This window comes from Parasutterella muris (genome assembly GCF_009767915.1).
GTDB classification, from domain to species: domain Bacteria; phylum Pseudomonadota; class Gammaproteobacteria; order Burkholderiales; family Burkholderiaceae_F; genus Parasutterella; species Parasutterella muris.
In genome coordinates this window covers 1-20,204 of the sequence record NZ_WSRP01000046.1, presented here as the reverse complement: position 1 = coordinate 20,204, position 20,204 = coordinate 1, and the positions used below count along the sequence as shown (strand labels likewise).

General features: G+C 45.0%; 16 protein-coding genes. 2 read left to right on the top strand and 14 right to left on the bottom strand.

Translation table 11 applies throughout. The annotated features are described in order from the left end of the window. Positions 1-914 precede the first annotated feature (914 nt). Complete coding sequence (locus E5987_RS11415; RefSeq protein ID WP_160336207.1) at positions 915-2,021, top strand: amidohydrolase; 1,107 nt, start codon at positions 915-917, stop codon at positions 2,019-2,021. 1,489 nt (positions 2,022-3,510) lie between these two features. Continuing rightward, positions 3,511-4,218, top strand: coding sequence for a nucleotidyl transferase AbiEii/AbiGii toxin family protein (locus tag E5987_RS11410; RefSeq protein WP_160336206.1), 708 nt, complete (start codon positions 3,511-3,513; stop codon positions 4,216-4,218). 162 nt (positions 4,219-4,380) lie between these two features. On the opposite strand, the gene E5987_RS11405 is transcribed toward E5987_RS11410, so the two are convergent. From E5987_RS11405 to virB11, 14 genes are all read right to left on the bottom strand, one after another. Further along, complete coding sequence (locus tag E5987_RS11405) at positions 4,381-5,859, bottom strand: flavocytochrome c (protein WP_160336205.1); 1,479 nt, start codon at positions 5,857-5,859, stop codon at positions 4,381-4,383. 90 nt (positions 5,860-5,949) lie between these two features. Further along, entirely contained in the window at positions 5,950-7,326 is a 1,377-nt protein-coding gene (locus tag E5987_RS11400; protein ID WP_160336204.1) for an FAD-dependent oxidoreductase, read from the bottom strand. Positions 7,327-7,369: 43 nt separating this feature from the next. Next, positions 7,370-8,017, bottom strand: a complete 648-nt coding sequence (locus E5987_RS11395) for a response regulator transcription factor (RefSeq protein ID WP_160336203.1) — start codon at positions 8,015-8,017, stop codon at positions 7,370-7,372. Continuing rightward, a complete protein-coding gene (locus tag E5987_RS11390) occupies positions 8,010-9,818 on the bottom strand; it encodes a sensor histidine kinase (RefSeq protein WP_160336202.1) in 1,809 nt (602 codons plus the stop codon). Before E5987_RS11390 ends, E5987_RS11395 begins: the two co-directional genes overlap by 8 nt. Positions 9,819-10,372: 554 nt before the next feature. Next, complete coding sequence (locus E5987_RS11385; protein ID WP_160336201.1) at positions 10,373-10,648, bottom strand: HU family DNA-binding protein; 276 nt, start codon at positions 10,646-10,648, stop codon at positions 10,373-10,375. Further along, positions 10,626-10,913 (bottom strand): hypothetical protein, encoded by a 288-nt coding sequence (locus E5987_RS11380; RefSeq protein ID WP_160336200.1) that lies wholly within the window; start codon positions 10,911-10,913, stop codon positions 10,626-10,628. The genes E5987_RS11385 and E5987_RS11380 overlap by 23 nt, the downstream gene beginning before the upstream one ends. A gap of 9 nt (positions 10,914-10,922) precedes the next feature. Then, on the bottom strand, positions 10,923-11,681 hold the full coding sequence (locus E5987_RS11375) for a Fic family protein (protein WP_160336199.1): 759 nt from the start codon (positions 11,679-11,681) through the stop codon (positions 10,923-10,925). Between the two features lie 33 nt (positions 11,682-11,714). After that, entirely contained in the window at positions 11,715-12,824 is a 1,110-nt protein-coding gene (locus E5987_RS11370) for a relaxase/mobilization nuclease domain-containing protein (RefSeq protein WP_160336198.1), read from the bottom strand. After that, the gene (locus tag E5987_RS11365) at positions 12,821-14,695 is read right to left on the bottom strand and encodes a DNA topoisomerase 3 (protein ID WP_160336197.1); all 1,875 of its coding nucleotides are present in this window, start codon (positions 14,693-14,695) and stop codon (positions 12,821-12,823) included. The genes E5987_RS11370 and E5987_RS11365 overlap by 4 nt, the downstream gene beginning before the upstream one ends. Beyond that, a complete protein-coding gene (locus E5987_RS11360; protein WP_160336196.1) occupies positions 14,692-15,789 on the bottom strand; it encodes an ArdC family protein in 1,098 nt (365 codons plus the stop codon). The genes E5987_RS11365 and E5987_RS11360 overlap by 4 nt, the downstream gene beginning before the upstream one ends. After that, a complete protein-coding gene (locus E5987_RS11355; RefSeq protein ID WP_160336195.1) occupies positions 15,773-16,006 on the bottom strand; it encodes a hypothetical protein in 234 nt (77 codons plus the stop codon). The genes E5987_RS11360 and E5987_RS11355 overlap by 17 nt, the downstream gene beginning before the upstream one ends. Positions 16,007-16,067: 61 nt before the next feature. Next, on the bottom strand, positions 16,068-16,490 hold the full coding sequence (locus E5987_RS11350) for a hypothetical protein (RefSeq protein WP_160336194.1): 423 nt from the start codon (positions 16,488-16,490) through the stop codon (positions 16,068-16,070). A 24-nt stretch (positions 16,491-16,514) separates the two neighbouring features. Then, positions 16,515-19,019: a type IV secretory system conjugative DNA transfer family protein gene (locus tag E5987_RS11345; protein ID WP_237178824.1), complete on the bottom strand. Its 2,505-nt coding sequence runs from the start codon at positions 19,017-19,019 to the stop codon at positions 16,515-16,517. Next, positions 19,016-20,074 carry a P-type DNA transfer ATPase VirB11 gene (virB11, locus tag E5987_RS11340; protein ID WP_160336193.1) on the bottom strand — a complete coding sequence of 353 codons (1,059 nt, stop codon included), beginning with the start codon at positions 20,072-20,074 and terminating at the stop codon, positions 19,016-19,018. Before virB11 ends, E5987_RS11345 begins: the two co-directional genes overlap by 4 nt. Positions 20,075-20,204: the final 130 nt, after the last annotated feature.

Sequence of the window (20,204 nt, the reverse complement as noted above, 5' to 3'; positions counted from 1 at the left end):
CAGGGATTACTCTTTAAACAGTAAACTTTAACTAGGTTTAACAACATCAAGTAGTCAACCGATTTCAGGAAATGACAGATGTTTCAAAATCAGTTCTCTCAAAACTAACTTCAATTGGCGTATTCGGTGTCGCAGCAGATGGAATAACCGGAACAAATTTGAAACGTTTTGCCGGCTGTCGTCATGCCTCAATTCCGCTTTTGCATCTTCTCAGCAGTCGTTGCCGACACGACTATTTTTCATCTTTGTCAGAGAAAACTCCACGCATATCTCACAAATACACTTTGCCATCTTTGCAAAAACTTTGCGCGTTTTGCCTAGGTCTCTCACGACCTTTTCCTTCGAATAGTCAATGTGCTCAGAAAAATTTTGCGTTCTGCTCAAAAACGACAGCGGGCAGACACCCAAGTCTTGGCGCCTTCCCGCATTTAGCCCGCTAATCAAAAAGCCGTTTTATTTACACGTAAAGAAAATCTGAGCAGAGGCTTTCCTATGTGCTGCGGCAAAGTAACCGCCCTGGCAGACTTCGGTTTTAGATCCACTGGCTCAAACTGTTTCCTTTGTTTGTCACAAAATTCCGTTTCCTCCATACGATATCCACCATGACAGCACCGCTATCCCAGTGCATAGAAGTTAGAGTCGGAAATCATGTATTTATTCTGACCAACGGATACAAAATCGCTGGAAGATAAAAACAAAGCTTCTTACTTTTACGAAGTGGGTCAGAAATTTTGTCGCCGATAAAAAAAATCACTTATTAAATATCCGCGATGCGCTGCTTGTAATTATTACTAAAGAGTATTGTCAAACAGAGCTCTCTACCCTAAAATCAGCCTACCTCTTCTCGAGGCATCTAACGATCGGAGGATTAGGCTCGCACAGAGACCGGCCGGTCGCCACCTGTTTTTCTATCTATGTCATTCCAAGAAGCTATTCAGTACAGGACAGAACTGCACCAGCTTGCTGAGCTGTCCGGAGAGGAAATTAAAACTGCGCAATATATTCAACACAAACTTGAAGATATGGGATTTGCCGTTCGCTCCGGCGTAGGCGGCCATGGTCTGATTATTGATATCAGCAGCGGCAATGAGGGCCCGGTTGTCATGCTCCGAGCCGATATTGACGCTCTGCCCTATACCGATCCCAATGATCCGGAAAAAATTGAAGCCATTCACGCCTGCGGACACGACGCTCATGCGGCGATCCTTCTTGCTGCAGCTCCCGAAATCAGAAGCTCTCTAAAAAAAGGCACAGTCAGACTGGTATTTCAGCCTGCTGAAGAAAGCCTCCAAGGCGCGTTAGCGATGATTAAAGACGGTGCCTTAGAAGGTGTCGATATCGCTGTCGGCTCCCACATCCGCCCCGTTCAGGATCTGCCTTTCGGCAAGTACTGCGCATCTGTCAACCATGTTGCCTGCGCAACGGTTGAAGTTCGAATTGACGGGAAGCAGGCTCACGCCGCCAGACCGCACCTCGGCATCAACCCGATCGAAGCCGCCTCTCAGTACATTGCCTCTATCGCTCTCATCAAGATCGATCCGAACAAGTCCTGGTCAGTTAAGCCGACACAGATCTTCTCCGAAGTCGGAGCAACGAACTCTATTCCGAGCTTTGTAAGAATCGCCTATGACCTTCGTGCTCAGGACAATGCCGCTCTCGAAGCTATTATTGAGAGAATGAAGCTTGCGGCAGCAAGTCTGGAAGGAAGTTTCGGCGCCAAAGCATCCTGTGAGGTTACGGAATACTGTCCGGGTCCCGAGTACGATGCGGCGCTGAACGAACTTTTCAGAGAAACGGTTACTGAAACAATCGGAAAGGATGCGCTGCACGCCAACTGCGGCGGGGGCGGCGAAGATTTTCATTTCTACAAAAAAGCTAAGCCCGAGCTTCGAGTTTTGTACTATGGCATTGGAAGCGGTGCGGCTCCCGGTCTGCATGACAGAAATATGAACTTTAACGTTGAGATTCTTCCACAGGCTTCTCAGCTGCTCGTCAACCTTGTAAATAAGATTTTGGCCTAATAAACAACTCGCAAGCTGATACGACACAGCGCCTAAGTTCATAGCTTAAGCGCTGTTTTTTTTTGAAAAAGCAGAATGCAGACTGAATCCTGAGTCAACCGGACAAATGTCTGTTCTTTTACCTGTCGACACCTAATTCAGGCCCGGCAGATTTAAAAATATCTGCACGCTGAGACTCTTTCTTGAAAATCCTGCCTGCTCGTCTTCTGTCGATAGTCGAGCGCGATTTAAACGTGATACATCGCCGTCCCTTTGAGAACGGAAAGGCAGCATCAGCCTATCCCCTAGTGATTCCTTCGATTGTTTAAAACAGAGTGAACGTTGCTTGTAAAGGATTCTCGCGGGGAATTTCTTTTTTCTTAAAAAGCTTGAAAGGCGGTACGGGAATCCATTCCGGCCCCGTAAAACGACAACGGCTCAACTTGTCTAACAATCGAGCCGTAATCATACATGCCTCTAGCACTGCTAGTGTTAATTATTTCGACGGTCGCTGACAATTGGCTCCGCTAGCTGTCAGCTTCGTTTTTAACTAACGCAGGAAGCCTCATAACGGGGCTTCCGACGGTTTTCTCAGAAACTCTCCACTATTTTCTTCTTTGACACCTATCAGAATTCTTGCGTTTCTTGATACTTCAAATTCAATCAGGCAAAAAACACCCGTTGAAATTTAACCCGATCTTATAGTGTGGAATTTTGGAAATTATCTACAGCGTGGACACTCTGCAAGCCCACTTTCTCTTGAAGACTTTTCTTAATTTTCATCCCTATTACGTTTTACAAGAAAACTAAGCCATGAAAACACGACCTAACCATTTTTTGATCGATTCATTTTTATTCAAACCAATTTCTCGCCATTGATGTAAATGAAATAATCATTGCTAAACGATGATTAACCACAGCTCAATATCAAGCATTGCACCAGAAAGTTGGATTTGGAGTTTCGTGTGACTTTCTTACCTTTTGGTTTTTCTTTGAACAAGGGAGATAATTAGGGAAAAATCTACAAAGAAATCTAAAAATATTTCCCCGTATAGACAACTGCCCACGATTAGGATAATTCTCATCTCGGATAAGCGAACAGGAAAAATCATGAAATACATCACAGGCATACATGCATTGAATCTGAGGTGCAGTTTAGAGACTTGCGGTGACTGGCATCAAACGGGAATACAGTGGAAAATTTAACGATTAGGGAGTCGGATGATTCTGTTTTCGGAATTTACGGCATTGAAGACAATAGCTTCGTGCCAAATCATCCGGGTACGTACAAGATCGAACCATATTAGAGCATTACTCGATCTCGTCTCCGAAGGCAATTTCGGTTACGCTCAAGGCATGAACAAGGACTTCATCTGCAACAATAAATATACAGAAGAAGTTTTTTCTAAATTACTGCTGCTTAGAACGTCTCACATGTGGGAAAAAATTAAAGGGTTCATCGGTAAAGAATACGGCGTTGCGTGGCTGAGATTTTTACAGAACCACGAAAATGAACAATGAACCAGATAACTGGCAATTACTTCACGGAAAGCTTATTGATAGCTTCCTTTTGCTTCTTAACAAGCAGACAGATCAATTTGTTTTAAAGGGAGAGACCGCTTTATCGATTTGCTATGGCTTGGATCGTTTTTCCGAGGACATTATTTTAGACGGCAGAAAGCAGAACATCACAGAGATTGTCCGGCGTTTCTCCATGCAGAACGACATTGAATTTCGAATCCTAAAAGATACGACCGCAATGAAGCAGCGCCTTATGGATTATGGGAAGCCTCTTCATCCGCTAACAATTGAAGTCTTCTACAGAAATAGGAACATTGATCTCAGCGAGGCTTCGAAGGACTGGACGAAAATTAATGGAATCAATGTGTACACGATCGATGCGCTTGCGAGAACGAAAGCAATTGCCCATCAGGGCCTCGACAAAATACGTGATTTATATGACCTGTCATTCATCTGCAATAACTATTACGAGAAGTTGTCTTATCCAACCAGAGCAACGATCCGAGATGCCTTGTCTTATAAAGGGATAGAACAATTTGATTACCTTGTGGCAACTCAGACGGATCCTTTAATCGACAAGGATAAATTAGCGGTTGGTTTTCTGAAGATGCACAGAAAATTAGGGCTTCCCATAGATCAGACTCCTGGATTTAGGGCAGACACAAAATTCGAGACACTCCCCTCTCAAGCTTTCTAATGGAGTTCTCAAGCGTTCGAACGCTTGCCGCTAAATAGTTCATTCGGGAAAAATCGCCTTAAGTCACTTTCAGGATAGGGCGTGTCTATACCATGCACATGAAACAAAGCCCGCAGGAGGATCCCACGGGCTTTACTTACTACTTATGCAAAGATAATTTGATTACAGCTTGGAAACGTGAATTCCGCAAAGTCTTCCGAATGTGAAGATATCGCAAATAGCATTGCCGCCAAGTCTATTCGTTCCATGAATCCCGCCTGTAACCTCACCGACAGCGTATAGTCCTTCGATCGGTTTATTGTATCGGTCGATAACCTGGCTCTTCGGATTGATGACAACGCCGCCCATCGTATGGTGAACGCTCATTCCAGAATAACCGGCCCAGAAAGGAGCCTTTTCAATCTTTGTCAAATTACGCGGAGCCTTGCCAAGTTTATCGGCCTTGGCATCAACACCGGCATTGAATTCATCGATCGTTGCTCTAAGAGCTTTCGGATCAATCCCCATCTTCTTTGCCAGACCTTCAATAGTGTCATCTGTCCAAGCGTCGCCTGTTTCCAACCCTTTCTTAGCCATATCCTGGTGACCCGGATTCAAATCTCCAAATCCTCTGGAGTCAACAATGGCGTAGCCAGTCTGCTTAGGTAAACCTAAAACGGCATCGCGGATGTTATCTCTTCTCTCATCTTCTCTAATGAAGCGCTTACCGTCAGGGCCGACCAAAATAAAGTTCTTGGCGTATAAGTGCAGAATGATGCGCTGCTTTCTTCCCGGAGGGCAGCCCGGGTTGCATTGGATAAAGTCCATGCCAACCGTATCAGCTCCGATATCTTGCATCAACGGGATTAAATCTCCGGTTGAGCACGGAAGATTGGTAGTAGTTAAATTGCGCATACGCGGATCATATTTGGCGCGCATTTCAGGATTAGCGCCAAATCCGCCGGTTGCCACTACAACTGCGCGATTAGCCTTAACTGTCTTGTGGTTGCCGTCTTTATCGACATATTCCGCACCCAGAACTTTACCGGAGAGCTGTTTTTCACGGAAAAGTCTTACAACACGAGAATTCGTAAGGATCTGAACTCCTTCTTTATCGCATTGAGGTTTAAGCACTTTGATATAGTCGCTGCCAAGAGAACCGAAAGGAGCATGACAACGGGGATAGAGACCTCCGTATATTTGATATACGTCATCTTTGAATTTCATACCCATGTCCTGAAGCCATTTGACTGCATCATAGGAATTTGCTGTCATGGTCTTAACAAGTTCAGGATTGCCTCTTCCGTCACCGCCACCAAGCGTTTGCTCAGCATGTAATTCAGGACTATCTTTGATCTTTTGTTTTCCTTGACGTACAGGATCAACGGAGTTAAATCCTCCACCGGAGACGGAAGTATTGCCACCTACAAACGGCATTTTCTCCAATATAAGGATGTTTTTTACACCGTTTTGTGCAGCAGAAACTGCAGTTGCCAAACCGGCTCCGCCAGCGCCAATCACCAAGAGATCAACGGTTTGATCCCATTTTGCGGGAATATCGTCGGAAGCGTGTGCTGCAGACGGTAGTGCAATGGAGGTTAAAAGACCGGCTGCACTTGTTGCAGCTCCACCTAAAAAACTTCTTCTAGATAATTTACTCATCATTTTCTCCTTGTATGACTAATCGTCATGAAAAGAGTTTATTCAAGATGTTTTTTATAGAAGAGGTCTAATGGTGTATTGATTTTTTCCTTAAATTATGCATGCAATAGATTCTCCGGCAATCATTCCGAAGGTCAGTGCATCACAGATACCATTGCCGCCAATTCTGTTTTTCCCATGGATACCCCCGGTGCATTCTCCTGCGGCATACAAACCCTTGATTATTTTTCCGCTTGTAGTAACACATTGGGCAAACTTATTAATTCGTATCCCACCCATTGTGTAGTGAATAGACATTCCGGATTTAGCTGCCCAAAAAGGAGGTTGAACTATTGGGAAGCCGGTGTTTCCATTTCCCTTTTCAAAGACCCTTTCGTTATATTGATTAACCGTTTTCACCAAAGCTTTTGGTGGTACACCTATTTTTTCGGCAAGTCCTTCCAATGTGTCCGAACAAAAGGCGTCTCCGGTTTCTATACCTCTTACGGCATCACGCCTCATGAGTAGGTCGTAGCTTTCGAAACCATCATTGTCAATAATTGCGAAGAAAAGTGATTTGGGCTGAGCCAACACGGCTTCTTTAATAAAATCTCGTCGTTGAGACTCGTCGACAAATCGCTCACCTAATGCATTGATCAAAATAAATCTTGATACATCATTATGAAATCTAACTCTTATCTTTCCGCCAGAATATTTCCCCGGCAAACATTGAATACTATCCATGTCAATGAGCTCGGCCCCTATTCTTTGTGCTTCTAAAAGCATTTCTCCAGATGAGCCGTTTAAACTATTGCTCGTCAGCGCAACGAGTCGAGGATCAAACTCTTCTACGAGTTTCGGATTAGAAGCGAATCCTCCGCTCGTTAAAATAACACCCCTGCGAGTCCTAATTTTCCTTATCTTGCCCTCTGTCTCGTACTCGGCTCCCGTAACCGTGCCATTGTTATCGGTCAGTAGCTTTATTACCGGACTATTAGTCCTAATTTCTACTCCCCTTTGCAGTGCTTTTTGACTCAAGACAGAAATATACTCACGCCCGTTCGGCGATTTAGGCAGATGGCATCGAGGAAAATGAGAACCATAAATTTCGATCACTGAATTCTGAAATTGAACTCCCTGTCTTTCTATCCACTCCAGCATTCGAGGAGCATTTGAAACTAGTTGGTGAATAAGTTCAATGTTGCCGGAGCGATCCCCGTTTTCAAATATATCTTTAAAATGCTTTTCTTCAGAATCTTCTATTCCCAAGGGGATCTGGCGTTTAGGGTCAACAACTCCTAAAAATCCGCCGCTTATGAGAGTATTCCCTCCGATCTCGGCTCTCTTTTCGAGAAGAACGATCCTCCCCTTAAAGAGTTCTGACGCTCTTGCCGCCGCAGCAACTCCTGCCCCTCCGCCACCTACAACAACAATATCCGCAGACTCTTCAAAATCCTTTGAGCGATTGTAAGCGGCAGTTAAAATCACTCCTCCCAAAGTGGCCGCTCCAACCGAATATAAGAATTTTCGTCTAGCTATCACTTTGCCTTCCTACCATTACATTTATATCCCTAAGGAAATCTGTCAACTCAACAATCGTTTTCGTATTGAGTTTTTCCATAAGCGAAGCTCTTCTTTTTTTGACCGCATTCTCCGAGATTTGCATATCTATGGCGATAACTTTATTTGCAACGCCGCTTGCCACTAAAGGAGCGATCAGTTTTTCTCCTTCTGTCAGGCCATTAAAAATTAGCTTCCTCTCATCTATTGCAAGTTTTCTCTTCCTAAATGCAATATTAGATTCCACTGCTTTTCGAACAGCTTGAAGTAGTTTTTCTTCATCTGCGGGCTTTACTAAAAAATCCGTTGCCCCGTTCTTTAATGATGAGACTGCCATATCAATATCGCCGTGCCCTGTCAGGAAAATGATTGGCAGATCAAAACCCTTTTCCTTCATAATCCTCTGGAGTTCTATTCCATTTATCCCCGGCATTCTTATATCGAGGACAACACATCCTGGTCTTTGTGTGTCGTCATACGCAAGGAAGTCTTCCGCAGACGAGTATTCGACCGTCTGCCAGCCGTCCATCCTCAGTAAGAAACTCTCACTTCTTAAAACCATTTCATCATCGTCTACTAACCTTACGAACGGCGACAAGTTTTTGTGTGGCTTAATCATTTATTCCCTTTTTTTGAAATGAGACTGTTACTCTGATTCCCTGCGGCTCGCGCTGTTCAAACTCCACAGCTCCGTCATATTTTTCACTAATCCCTAAGATTATCGTCAGCCCTAAACCCAAACCTTCCGCTTTTATGGATTCTTGTAAGGCTTTTCGCATACTTTCCAGTTTTTCTTTTTTAATTTTGGGACCGTTGTCATCGACTTGAAGTACTACCCTATGCTGAGAAGAAAAAACCTTACAAAAGATCCTGCCCTCTTTGCCCATTGGTTCTATCGCTTCTAATGCGTTTTTCAGCACATTAAATACTAATAACTCCAATTCCAAAGGATCTGCTTCTATGAAAGTAGATCCTTCCAACTTGCATGTAATAGGTGAGTTCCCGGCTACATAAGCCTCAATCGAGGAAAGAGCCTTCTCTGTTATTTCTGACAAAGATACAATTCCAACCGTTCCGTATGCCCCGTATTTTGAGTAACTTCGGACCTTATCAACAATAGAAGCTGCCTTCTTAATTCCCCTGTGAATCTCTGATAAGCCCTCGCGTAAATTATCATCATTACTGCCGGTTTTAGATAAATATTTGATCAACCCTGCTGAATAATTTGATACTGACGATAACGGCTGCTTTAATTCATGTGCAATTATTGAAGACAGCTGCGAAACCATCCCTTTCTTTTCAATGTAATTTAATCGCTTTAAACGACTCCTTGCCACTTGAGCAACAGCGTCTCTTTGGGCAATCGCCATCCTTAATTCTGAAGTACGCTTCAGCACGAGCTGATTGACTCGCAAAATGTGGAACAACATACCAGCCAGAAGCAGAATGGCTAAAAAAATCTCACGCTTAAAACGCTCATATAGGGAGAGAAGAGAAATCTCTTGTTTAGCATAAGGCCCGATATTTAAAGTTTGAAAAAGCCTATTGACTGCCAAAAAATCGTTAGCAATACTCCAGCTGGCTTTGATCATTCCAGACGGATTAGTAAGCAGTGAAACAGTTATCAGCCTGACTAATTCCGGTTTTGCGCTTGGAAATGACGAAAAAACCACATCCGGATAAAGAGCTGTGGAGGTTTGGCAGCTTAGGCTGGATTCTTTTGATCCGATAACTTTGAAATCATCCGGGACTGTATTTCGAGACAACAGAAATCTTTCATACTCACAGGTCGGAAGTATTGCTACATCAGCTCGACCACTCAGTAAATAATTAATGGGAGAAGGCGTACCGTAATTGGTAAAAACAACAGACGAGAAAAATTGATTATGATCAAAACCCTCTTTAATTATTTCGGCAATCGCACTAAGCCAGCCCGCAAGGGAATTACTCTCATAAGCAACTGCCCTTTTACCCTTTAATGAAGCCAGGCTCTCGCCTTCAAAATTATTCCTTACTACAAATAACGAACCGACTGAGTAAGAGGGATCTCTTGAGGAATCAGGCTTTCTTGTCACGATTTGTCTCAGGCCGGCAGAGAAGCTATGCGCCGCATAGAAACCGCTCGGAGAGATTAAAAAATCAAAATTCTTCCGGCTCAGTTCAGCAGTTGGAATATCCATCGGAATTTCTTCGCTTTCAAAAACAATTTCCGGATGCTTTTGTCTTAAAAAAGCCATTGTCGGACCGAAAGAATCCAAGTAAAAATATGGGTCTTCGAGCTGTACAACGCCAATTCTTACGATCTCTGCTGCCTGTGTATTTTGCGATACAGGCTGAGCTAAACAAGTCTGCACCGTCACAAAACTGAAAAACAGGATTGATGAACAGACAAGAGAAGTCTTCAAACGAACTAAAGGCATTATGAGGTTCTGCAGAGAGATTATCTATGGGATTATGCTATGGCGCATGTAAAGCATTCAACCGCATTTTCCCTCAAAAAACTTTCTACCCTAACGCTCTAAGCAACTCAATCAGCAAATCCAAAGAACAATGCCCTTAGCTTCAAAGTGAAGTAGTTTTTGTATCTAAGCAACGCAAATTCAATAATGCGAATTCAATGAATACTAATAAAATCCAATGATGTAGGGCAACAGGGAAACGCCCGTTGTGATTGGGATTACAGATATTCAACGATAGCTAATAAGGCTGGGGAAAATAATGAGAAGGTTGGCGGAGAAGGAGAGAGTTTATACTATTTACAAATCAATTAGTTATAAATTTTAATAAAAACAAGAACCATGAAAGGTACCATATTTTTTGGAGATATTTCATCTAAAAACGAATTTTTCCGATTTTTTAACACTACTTCCAATTTGCTCATTCAAACGATATGAGAAAAAAATTGCAGATCATTGTCGTTTTGATCTGCACGTGACAACCTGCAAGGTACAAGCCCTAATTGGGCCTGACATTGTTATTTTTTGACAGAGTCTTTGAGCGCTTTTCCGGGCGTGAAGCGCGGTACTTTTGCAGCAGGAATCTCAATGACTTCTCCTGTTGTTGGATTACGACCTGGGCGAGATTTGCGATCGGTGACCTTGAAGTTGCCGAAACCGATGAGATTAACGCAACCTCCGTTAACCAGCTCTTCGGTGATAGTTTCTAAAACAGCATTGATTGTTTTAGCGGACTGGCTTTTGCTGATTCCGGATTTTTCAGCGACTTTTTCAACTAATTCCTGTTTGTTCATTTTTACATTCCTCCAATATTTGGTTGAAGTTGTTTTGCTTAATAGCGTTGTAAATGCCCATTTTCTTCTGGAACTTCTGCTCAGAGTAAAGCCAAATCAAGCTGAGGCACATATGCTTTGCAGCCGAGTTCACAGTGCAAAATGGGTCGTTTAGGGTTTTTAAAATTTTCAGAAAATCTTCCAGTGAAAGCTCAATTGATTCAAGCTCGACCCCTCGATGGGTATCTATGAATTCTATCCAGTTTTCAATTTCTGCCTTATTCATTCTCCGTTCCTATTTTTCTGGGTCTCTTTTTTGAAAGTCTGTCCTTTGTTTTTTTGTGTACAGCTCATTGATAGTCATGCTAAAAAATTCAAACATCGGATTGGCATTGCCGGACTCATAAAACTGCCCTAATTTTTCATGAAACTGTTCTGAGTTTTTATTGAGAACGGTAATCGGAAAATATCCGTCGTTCATTAATGAACCGTTCATCATTAAAGAGGCAGTTCGTTTATTTGCATCGTAAAAAGGCTGGTTTCTTGCTAAAAACAAAAACACGCCAATAGCCCTTTCTACCGGGTTATGAATCTCAGTTTTTAGGTACTTGAGTCCGTCTTCGATAATTCTACTTAAGTTTTGAGTTGGTGGAACGAAAGAAATATTGTGCAGACTGACATCTTTATTACGAATCACTCCCCACTCCAACGCATCTTCTTTGCCTACGAACTTATGGATTGCACAAGCAGTGGAAGTCGATAAATCAAATTTTTTCTGCTGAAGCAGCGCTAAGAGAAGTTTGGCTCCGTCCGCATAATTTTTAACCTGCATTAGATCAAAGATACTGATCCCTCCCACCGACTGCCCGGACAGAATAGTTGCGGTTTGAGGGAGAGTTGTTGGGTTATTTTCCAAGGACCGCATTGAGTTCCATGTGATCTCAACAATATTTTTTCGAAAAATACAGCAACTTTTCAAAGTATCACCAATGTACGGCAGCTCAAACTTGAAAGAGTTGCTCTTCCAATAGATCCCGTTCAAATGTTGCTTCATAGAAGATTGCCCAGAATTTGTCAGATGTTTAATCTATCTATATTTTATCGGATCGGCCTTCCTTTGGCGTTTTTTCATTGCCTGCATTCGCTTAATTGTTTTGGCCTTAGCTTCGTTCAGCTCTCGAAGCATCCGCTGTTCTGCGCTTTCGACGGGAGCGAGATGCTTGTATCTGGAGGAAAGTTTCTCAGCCAGAATCCGATCGTCGGTTTCGTCCGAAGAGTTCAAAACTTCAACGGCATTGCTTACAAGTTCGGCGACTCGTTTCCTTGTCTTTTTTGCTTTCACAATTGACGGGTGGTCTTCGATGGGTTTTCCACGGCGGCTTGCTGAGACGACATTTTCGATGCGTGATTTCTGTCGTCGCAGCAGGTCCCGTTTTTTGCTCATGGCGTAGATGCGGGCTCGATCTTCATTGCTCAAACTGCGGTTCTTTGAAACATGATGCTCCGCCTGAGAAACGGCTTTTTCCGTCCTTCCTCTCGACCAACGACGAGTTGCATTTGCCTCAATCCCATGACGAATTAAGCAACTCGCAAAATGCTCACGAAATGCCTGAAATTCTCCGTTGTCGAGATGGAATCTTTTTCCTTCCTTGTTAAGCGTGCGCACGAGAATATGGCAGTGCGGCTGAGTTGTTTTTTCATCATTTTCCGCGGTGTGAAACGCGATCAAATAGTCAAAGCCGCTCAGCATCTCTTTTGCCCAGTCGTTGCAGCCGGCCTTGAATTTCTCAACATCCGTTCCCGACGGCATTGAAAGGATGATTCGGCGCACGTGTCCCTTTTTTGATTCTCCGTCACCCATTGCAGAAAGAATTTTCCAGTCATACAGTTTCTGCCGGTAAGCGGCTTTATCAAAAAAAACTTGACCGTCCTGATCTCGCAGTTCAATTTTTCCGTGACGCGCAACGTAATCGGCTGTCTTAATGACATGCAAATAACTTTTTACATTGGCCGCTCCGATGCGCAGCATGACCTCTGCCCGGTTATTTGCCACGCCTTCAGCTTTCTTTCGCGATGAAAGCGCAGAAAAGCGAAAAGCCGCGGTACTTGGAACGTGCTCAAATGAGCGGGCAACTCGACCTTTACGTGCTCGGAACGCATCCGGAAACAAATCGTCAAGAAAAGGATTGTCTTTCATTTTGCAGATTTCTCTTCCAGCAGTGCTTTAGCCTTCGATACCTCTTGCTGAATGAACTTTTTCTGAGCTTCTAAAAAAGATTCAAGTTCAGTTTTTCCGGCTTCAACTTCCTTCAGTTTTCGCTCGAAAATCGCAGTGAGAACCGGATTTTTCACCAGTGCCGGCACTAGATCAAGAAGTGCAACACCCTCCTGAGTTGCATGGATTTTCTTTCCCTTTGACTCTAAATAGCCTTTATTTTTCAATTCTGTGATAATTGCAGCCCGTGTTGCAGGAGTTCCAATGCCGTCACCGTCTTTTAAAAGTTTTTTGTGTTCCGGATTTTCGACGACATTATGAATTTTCTCCATTGCCGCAATCAACGAACCCTCTGTGAAGCTGGCCGGTGCTTTTGTTTTGTCCTGAACGATCTCGATCTTTTTCACCGGGATCACTGAGCCTACCCGAAGAGCGGGCAGACTTTGATTGCTTTCCTCTTTTTCCTCTTCGGCGGAAAAATCTCCGTAGACCACTTTCCAGCCGGAAGCGGTTGTGACTTTTCCGGTTGCGGAAAATGTCTCATTTTTGATTTTGAGGCTAATAGAAGAAGCGTCGAAAGAATGCTCAGGGAAAAATTGAGCCAAATATCTTCGGGCAATCAGTTCATAAATTTTCTTTTCTTTCTCGGTAAGATTTGACCATTCAGCAGATTGCTGGGTTGGAATAATTCCGTGATGCGCAGTAATTTTCTGATCATTCCAAGTCGCTGATTTTATGTTTGGGTTGGCCTTCTGAGTCAGGCTTGCGAGCTGAGGAGCAGTTTTTGCAATAGCAGAGAGTACGGATGCAGCGTCAGAATGCTGAGATTCAGGAAGAAACTGACAGTCGCTTCTCGGATAGCTCGCGATTTTGTGAACCTCATAAAGACTCTGGCAAGTGTCAAGCGTTTCCTGCGCTGTGAAACCAAAACGGTTGCTGGCCTCAAGTTGGATGTCCGCTAGTGAGAATGATTTTGGCTGAGATGTTTTTTTCGCCGTCTTCTCAGCTTTCAGTACGGTCGCACTCTGAGCATTTGAGAGTTCATTAAAAAGTTTTTTCGCTTGTTCGCTGCTGATCAGCCTCTTTTCACTGTCCAATCCGATTTGCCCTTCAGACGGTTTCCAAGTTGCTGTGAACGATGCTGAACCACTGGAAAGCAGCGAGCGCAGGTTGTAGAACGGCACCGGCTTGAAATTTTTAACAAGTTCGTCTCTTTGCGCAACCAGTGCCAGTGTCGGAGTTTGGACGCGACCGACAGCAATCAGCCGTCTCTGCTGATTTGTGGAATGCGCAAGAGTAAGGGCCCTTGTGAGATTCATTCCCAGAAGCCAATCGGCGCGGCTTCTGCCTTCCGCTGCAAGTTTCATTCCTTTGAATTTGGCATTAGGCTGAAGTGAGGCTAAGCCCTTGCGAATCGAGGCTGAGTCTTGTGCGGACACCCAGAAACGCTGAACTGATTTTCGATATTTAAAAAACTCCAAAATCTCGTCTACAAGAAGTTGTCCTTCTCTATCCGGGTCTCCGCAATTGACAACGCTGTCTGCCTTTGAGAGAAGGCTTTTAATTATCTTGAGCTGAGCTTTGACTCCCTTGTCATTCTTCGCGTTCAATTTCCAAATTTTCGGGAAAATCGGCAAGTCTTTCATTCGCCAGATTTTTTTTCCTTTCTTATTGACCGGAATGTCTGCGTCCGTATAAAAATCCGGTTCAGCCTGTTCGAGCAAATGGCCAAAACACCAAGTCACAACGTTTCCTCCCTTGCATTCGTTGAAACCGGCTCCTTTTTTGACAATCCCTAATTCGGCGCAAATCGCTTTAGCCACGCTTGGTTTTTCAGCAATCCATAATTTCATCTTTCCTGTTCCTTTCTTTGCGGTGTTTTTCCGGGAATCCTATAGGCGTTCACAGGTTCTCTGATGTTCAAAGCCCCTGCAATTCTGGCTGCAACGCCTTTTCTCTCTGCTTCAGAAAGTTTTAAAAATTCCGGTGCAATTTGAGAGAGATCGTTTTTTGTCTTCTGTTGTTTGCTGCTTTCCTTTGTTTCTTCAGCAAGGTTTAAATTTTTGTCGAGCCCGAAAATGAAACTCTTGATTTTTTCCGCATCTGCTGCGGCTCGGAAAATCTCTTTCGGGTCCTTGCGCAGGGCTTGAAGCCACGATGAAACGTAACCGGAATGCCTGGAGCAGTCGTGCGCAAGACCAATTGCGGAACCAACCATGAAGGAGGAAATCTCGGCCCGAAGTTCCTCTCTTGCGTATTTTTGGCTGCCGAATCCTCCGCTCATGTCCCGGTTTAGGCGGCTGGAGTGTCCTGTCCAATGACCAAGTTCGTGAAGTGCCGTGTCGTAGAAACCCTCTGCGCTCTTAAACTGTTTGCGCGAGGGCAGAACAATGACATCTGCTGTCGGGCTGTAGAATGCGCGATCCTGGACCTGTTCTAGGATCGTTGCCTTTGAGGCTTTGAGCAGCCTTTCAGCAGCTTCTATCGGCGTCCATTCACGATTCTGAGGAGCTAGCGGCTCCAGCTTCAGATCGTCACATTGTTCCACATTGAAAATTGTGAACGGACAGGGGATCAGCCGGGTTTCAGTCTGTTTGCAAGACGTTTCCTGAGTGCTGTTTTCCGGACCTTCTACCAGCAATTTTTTCCAGAAAATGCATTGGGTGCCGTGCTCACCTTTTTTGACGCTTCCTCCAAGCTCTTTAGCCTGCTTGAATGTGATCCAGCGGGGGTCTGAAAACCCGTTGGACATTTGCGCAGCCATGAGATGAAGCAAATTGACGCCTCTGTAGGGCTGTCCGGAAACAGCGCTCTGAGGCAGTTCAGCTGCCGTCCATGATTTCTGCCAAGGAGCATTGTTTTTTTCCAGTTCGTTAATGAAAAGTTCTGCGACGCTCTGGACATAGTCATTGAAAAATTTGTTGTTCCCTTTACTGGCTTTCTTCATACTCGCCTCCGGAAGGAACTTTTGCAAAACTCTTTAAGACAAAGGATTCGTAAAATTTATCCTTTTGCTGCTCTTCCAGCGCCGTTTCATCAAACACTCCGAACTCGGCGGCTTCTGTCTCCGACATGCTGAGTCGTTTTTCCGCTTGCTCTTCGCATAGTTTTTTGATGAAAACATTGATGATGATTTTGATGTTTTCAGTGGTTGTGGTCCTCATGTGTTTCCCCGGGAAGGAGCCCTCCCTCCATAAAAGAGGGGTTGGGCTCAAATGAAACCTTTTAACGCTCTTGGCCTTTAGACTTAGCCTTGGGTTTTTCGTAGCTGACAGAAAGTCCCGGCTGCGTCAAAGAGGCTGCGATCCCCTTAGCAGTGATGATGTTTTCTGTTTTAGAAGCTCCGTCCCTGCCTTGGAAACTTTTCTCAACGCAATCGCCGCGAACTTCGAGCGTCATGCCTTCCTTGACATGCTGAGCAAGCGTGTTGGCTGTTTTTTCAGAACCGAAAAACTGTTGAACGGTGAAAAAAACAGAATCCTTGCGTTCAAATGAGCCGTCCTGCTTTTTTTCAAAACTCGGATGGTAGGCCTTGAATTCGACAACGAAAGTGTCTTTTCCGGCGCGCTGACCGCTCTTGGGAACGATCTTGTTGACTGTCGGCTCTTTGAACACGACGACGGTGTTGCTGAACGGTTTGTAATCCATAGTAAATCTCGTATCCCGCAGTGACTAAACAGAGGGTCGGAAAAGCGGGTTTTTTCCGGCTCTGCGATATGAATTTCTGATTTTTTTTATGTTGGCAAAATCGACTCGACCGAGGGGCTCGGATGACTCGGTTGTGTCGGGTGATTCGGATGTATCAGCTGACTCGGTTGTATCAGCTGAGCTCGGAGAGTCGTGAAGCTGTTTCTTGATTTGCTCAACCAGACTCGTCACGAATCTTGCACACGTTTCCTCGCTCCGGTCGGCAGCTTCGATGCTGGCATTGACATTGGCTTCTACTGTTCTCTGAACGTTGAGCTGCCCCTCTGAGCCTTCTTCGTTTTTTTCGACGGTGGAAACCGTATTGGCGGTGATCTCGGCATTAATCAAGATTTGATCGGCATCTGTCCGAGTCTCTTTTTCGGATGTCTCTTCAACCGGATCGGAACTCTCCTCATCGTCCTCATCGAGTCCGCAATCTTCCAGAACACTCAAAAGATCATCGCTTGGTGCTTTGGATTCACTCTTTGGCTCTTGTGCTGATTCTTTCGTTTCGCTGTCTGCGGCTGTTTGCTGAGCAGCGGAGTTCATTCTCTCAAGGGTCCCCAGATTTTCCCCAACGGAACTGCGAACATTTTTGAGCGCATCAAAATTTGAGATCGACTGAGGAATGCTGCGGATCATGAGATTTTCCACATAATCTTCAATTTGATCCTGACTCCAGGCTGAATCAGGCAGATTCTTCATGTCATCGGGAAGCGAAGTGTCACCTGTGACGATTGAAGAAGAAATGTTTGCATCTGAAAGTTCGCTTTCAGTGGCTGCTCTGATTCGCGCTTCGAGCTTGGCGACAAAGAGATCAACGTCCCGGAAAGGAATTTCCGGAACCTGCCAATTGGCTCGCTTAGTGAAAACAGGATCCTCGTAGTACTTAATTTTTTTGCAGAAGATCGGTTTCGTATTTTCAAGTGTGACGATTTCGTTATCCTGACCCAGTTCGCGGATTTCCTGCGGAAGCATCAATGCTCGTCTTTGATCAGACTCACTCGTTGAACCGCCGCCTTTGCCACTGGAGCGAGATTTGCTTTTAACCGTCTGAAAGCCGAGCATTTCTGAGTATTCGTTGGCGTCAGATTGAGTTGCAGGGCTCGGCGCGTACATAATCATGAGCGCGTGGTTTGAAAGCAGAGTGATGGCACCGGCTTTTCCATAAACGTCTTCAAGCTGTGACTTGTTTTGGATAATCGTCAAAAGACGCATGTTATAGCCGGCCATGTACGAAACAGCCTGTTTGATCATGCTGACAGTGCCGATGGATGTCATTTCGTCCAACAGAACGAGGCACTGATACTTCAGGGTTTTATCCTGAGAGGGGAGGGTTCGCGTGTTCAGGTTCAAAAGCTGATCAAAAAATAGATTGATCAAAACCCTGGCATCCTTGAGCTTCGTGGGCTCAATTTTGAAATAGATGCTCATTCGTTTTCGCCGAACCTCTCTCAAATCAAAATCCGAGGCGCTTGTCGCGAGATCGACCTTGGGATTTTGAAACGACAGCAGCGCTGTGTTGAACGTCGCAACGATACCGGCCAGTGTGTTTTCCGAGTTGCTGAGAACTCGGTTGAGGGCGTCAACGCAGTTGCTCGAATAGGGTCTTCCGGCTTCCTGAGCCTGCTGAATTTTCTCGAAAAGGTGTTCTTTTACCGGTTTGCCCTTTCCGGATGCTTGTCTTAGGATTTCGCCCAGTGTGTTGGGAAGTTCCGGAGATTCAAGCACGAACAGACAAACGCCACGGAAAAAGTCCTTCGCATTTTCGCTCCAGAACTTGTCGTTGTTTCCTTCGCCGGCGTACAGGGCTTGCCCGATCGCATCAATGTCACCCAGCCGTTCAGACGGAGAAGTGCTGATGTAATCCAGAGGATTGTAGCGATGTGTTTTTCCGTCTTCAGCATAGGGAGAGAAAAGAAAAACTTCCTGTCCGCATGCCTTTCTGAATCCGGAAGTGATGTCAAAGTTTTCACCTTTGATGTCAAGAACAACCAAACTGTCGCTGTAATTCAGGCAGTTCGGAACGACAACACCAACGCCCTTACCGCTTCGAGTCGGAGCCGCCAACAGAACAAATTGAAAGCCCCCGTATGTCAAATATTGGTTCTTGAATTTTCCGACCAAAATAGTTTTTTCGAGGCCCTTAGGCGGGTCGATCAAACCCGCCTTCTTCACCTCTGCATCATTGGCAAAGCGGGCGGCTCCGTGCAGCGGTCGTTTGTTTCGTTGAGCGATGAGAAATATCACGCCCGAAACCAGTAAAACGGGAGGAAGCAGAAAGCACACATTGACAGCAATGCGAATGAATTTCGAGCTCGAACCTCGATACGCCATCCAATATTGGATGATCGTCCAAGGTCTGCACTGTTCAATCGGGAGATTGAAAATTCGCATCAGAATGAAGCTGGCCAGCATGTAAAGCATCGTGATCGTGAGACAGCCCGCCAACACAATGAATGCAATTTTCGCTGCACGCTGAGATTTCATTTTTCGTCTCGCAGGGGATCGTTGTAAAAAATTTCTGTCAGGTGCCTGCCAACTACACGGTCGTTTGCAACGTGAACGACGACATCGATCACCTGCTGAAGCAGTGATTGAATGACCTCGTAGGGAAGCTGTCGTCCGGTCGGAGATTGCAGAACTTTCAGCGCCAAATAATCAAACACCTGTTCGCAGCTTCCTGCGTGACAGCTCGTGATGGAGCCTGAATGTCCGGATAGACAAATGTTCAAAAAATCGTATGTTTCGCCGCCGCGAAGCTCCGCAAGCAAAATCCTGTCCGGTTTCATTCTCAGGCAGGACCTCATTAGACTTGCAGCCGTAACCGTTGACTGTTCCGTCGCTTCTGAGGGATAGAATAAATTCACTAAATTTTTGTGTTTTGGTAAACCGAAAACAAGTTCCGGAACGTCTTCAATTGTGATGATGCGCTGTGAAACCGGGATGTACTGCATTAAGGCTTTCATGAAAGTGGTTTTTCCGCTGCCGGTCCCGCCGGCTATCACAATGTTTTTCCCGGCTTCAACACAGCGGCGAAGAAAGTTGGTTCGCGCCTCGGTTTTCTCGTTGTCGCTCCCGCTGTGGATTTTCCCGAAAAGCGAGTGCAGCTCCACGCTGACCGGATCGACCGATCCACTGGCACGGACTCTGGAAAAAAAGCCGCTGTTTGCATAGTCGGAGAGTTCAATGACGTTTTTGGAAATTTTTCTTACCGTCAGGCTGAGCGTTTCGGCGGTACAGGCGGGCGGCATCACAAATTGGGCTCTTTCTCCGTCCGGAAGTTCCACTGAAAGAATCGGATGTGCGGAATCGAAAACCTTATTTTCTCCGCCGTAAACGGCGCATATGTTGCTCAGTTCATCTAAATACCTATAAGACATGTTTTCATCACGCAGGCATTCCCAGCCTGTTTTTGTTTCAAGCCAAACCTCTCCCGGTCGGTTGATTGCAATTTCAGTGATATCAGTGCGGTCCAAGTACTTTTGCAGTGCCTTGTTCAGCTGAAGTCGAACCGACAAATCTTTTTCAACATCTGAACTCATAGTTTTTCCTCTTAATCATCTTTCGCTTCCGCGATCTTTTGAAAGTTTCGGTACCTGAGGCAGGGGTTTCCCGGCTTGTTCCAACTCGGAGAATCTTTTGTAAAGCGATCGGATTTCGGCATCCGCGTCG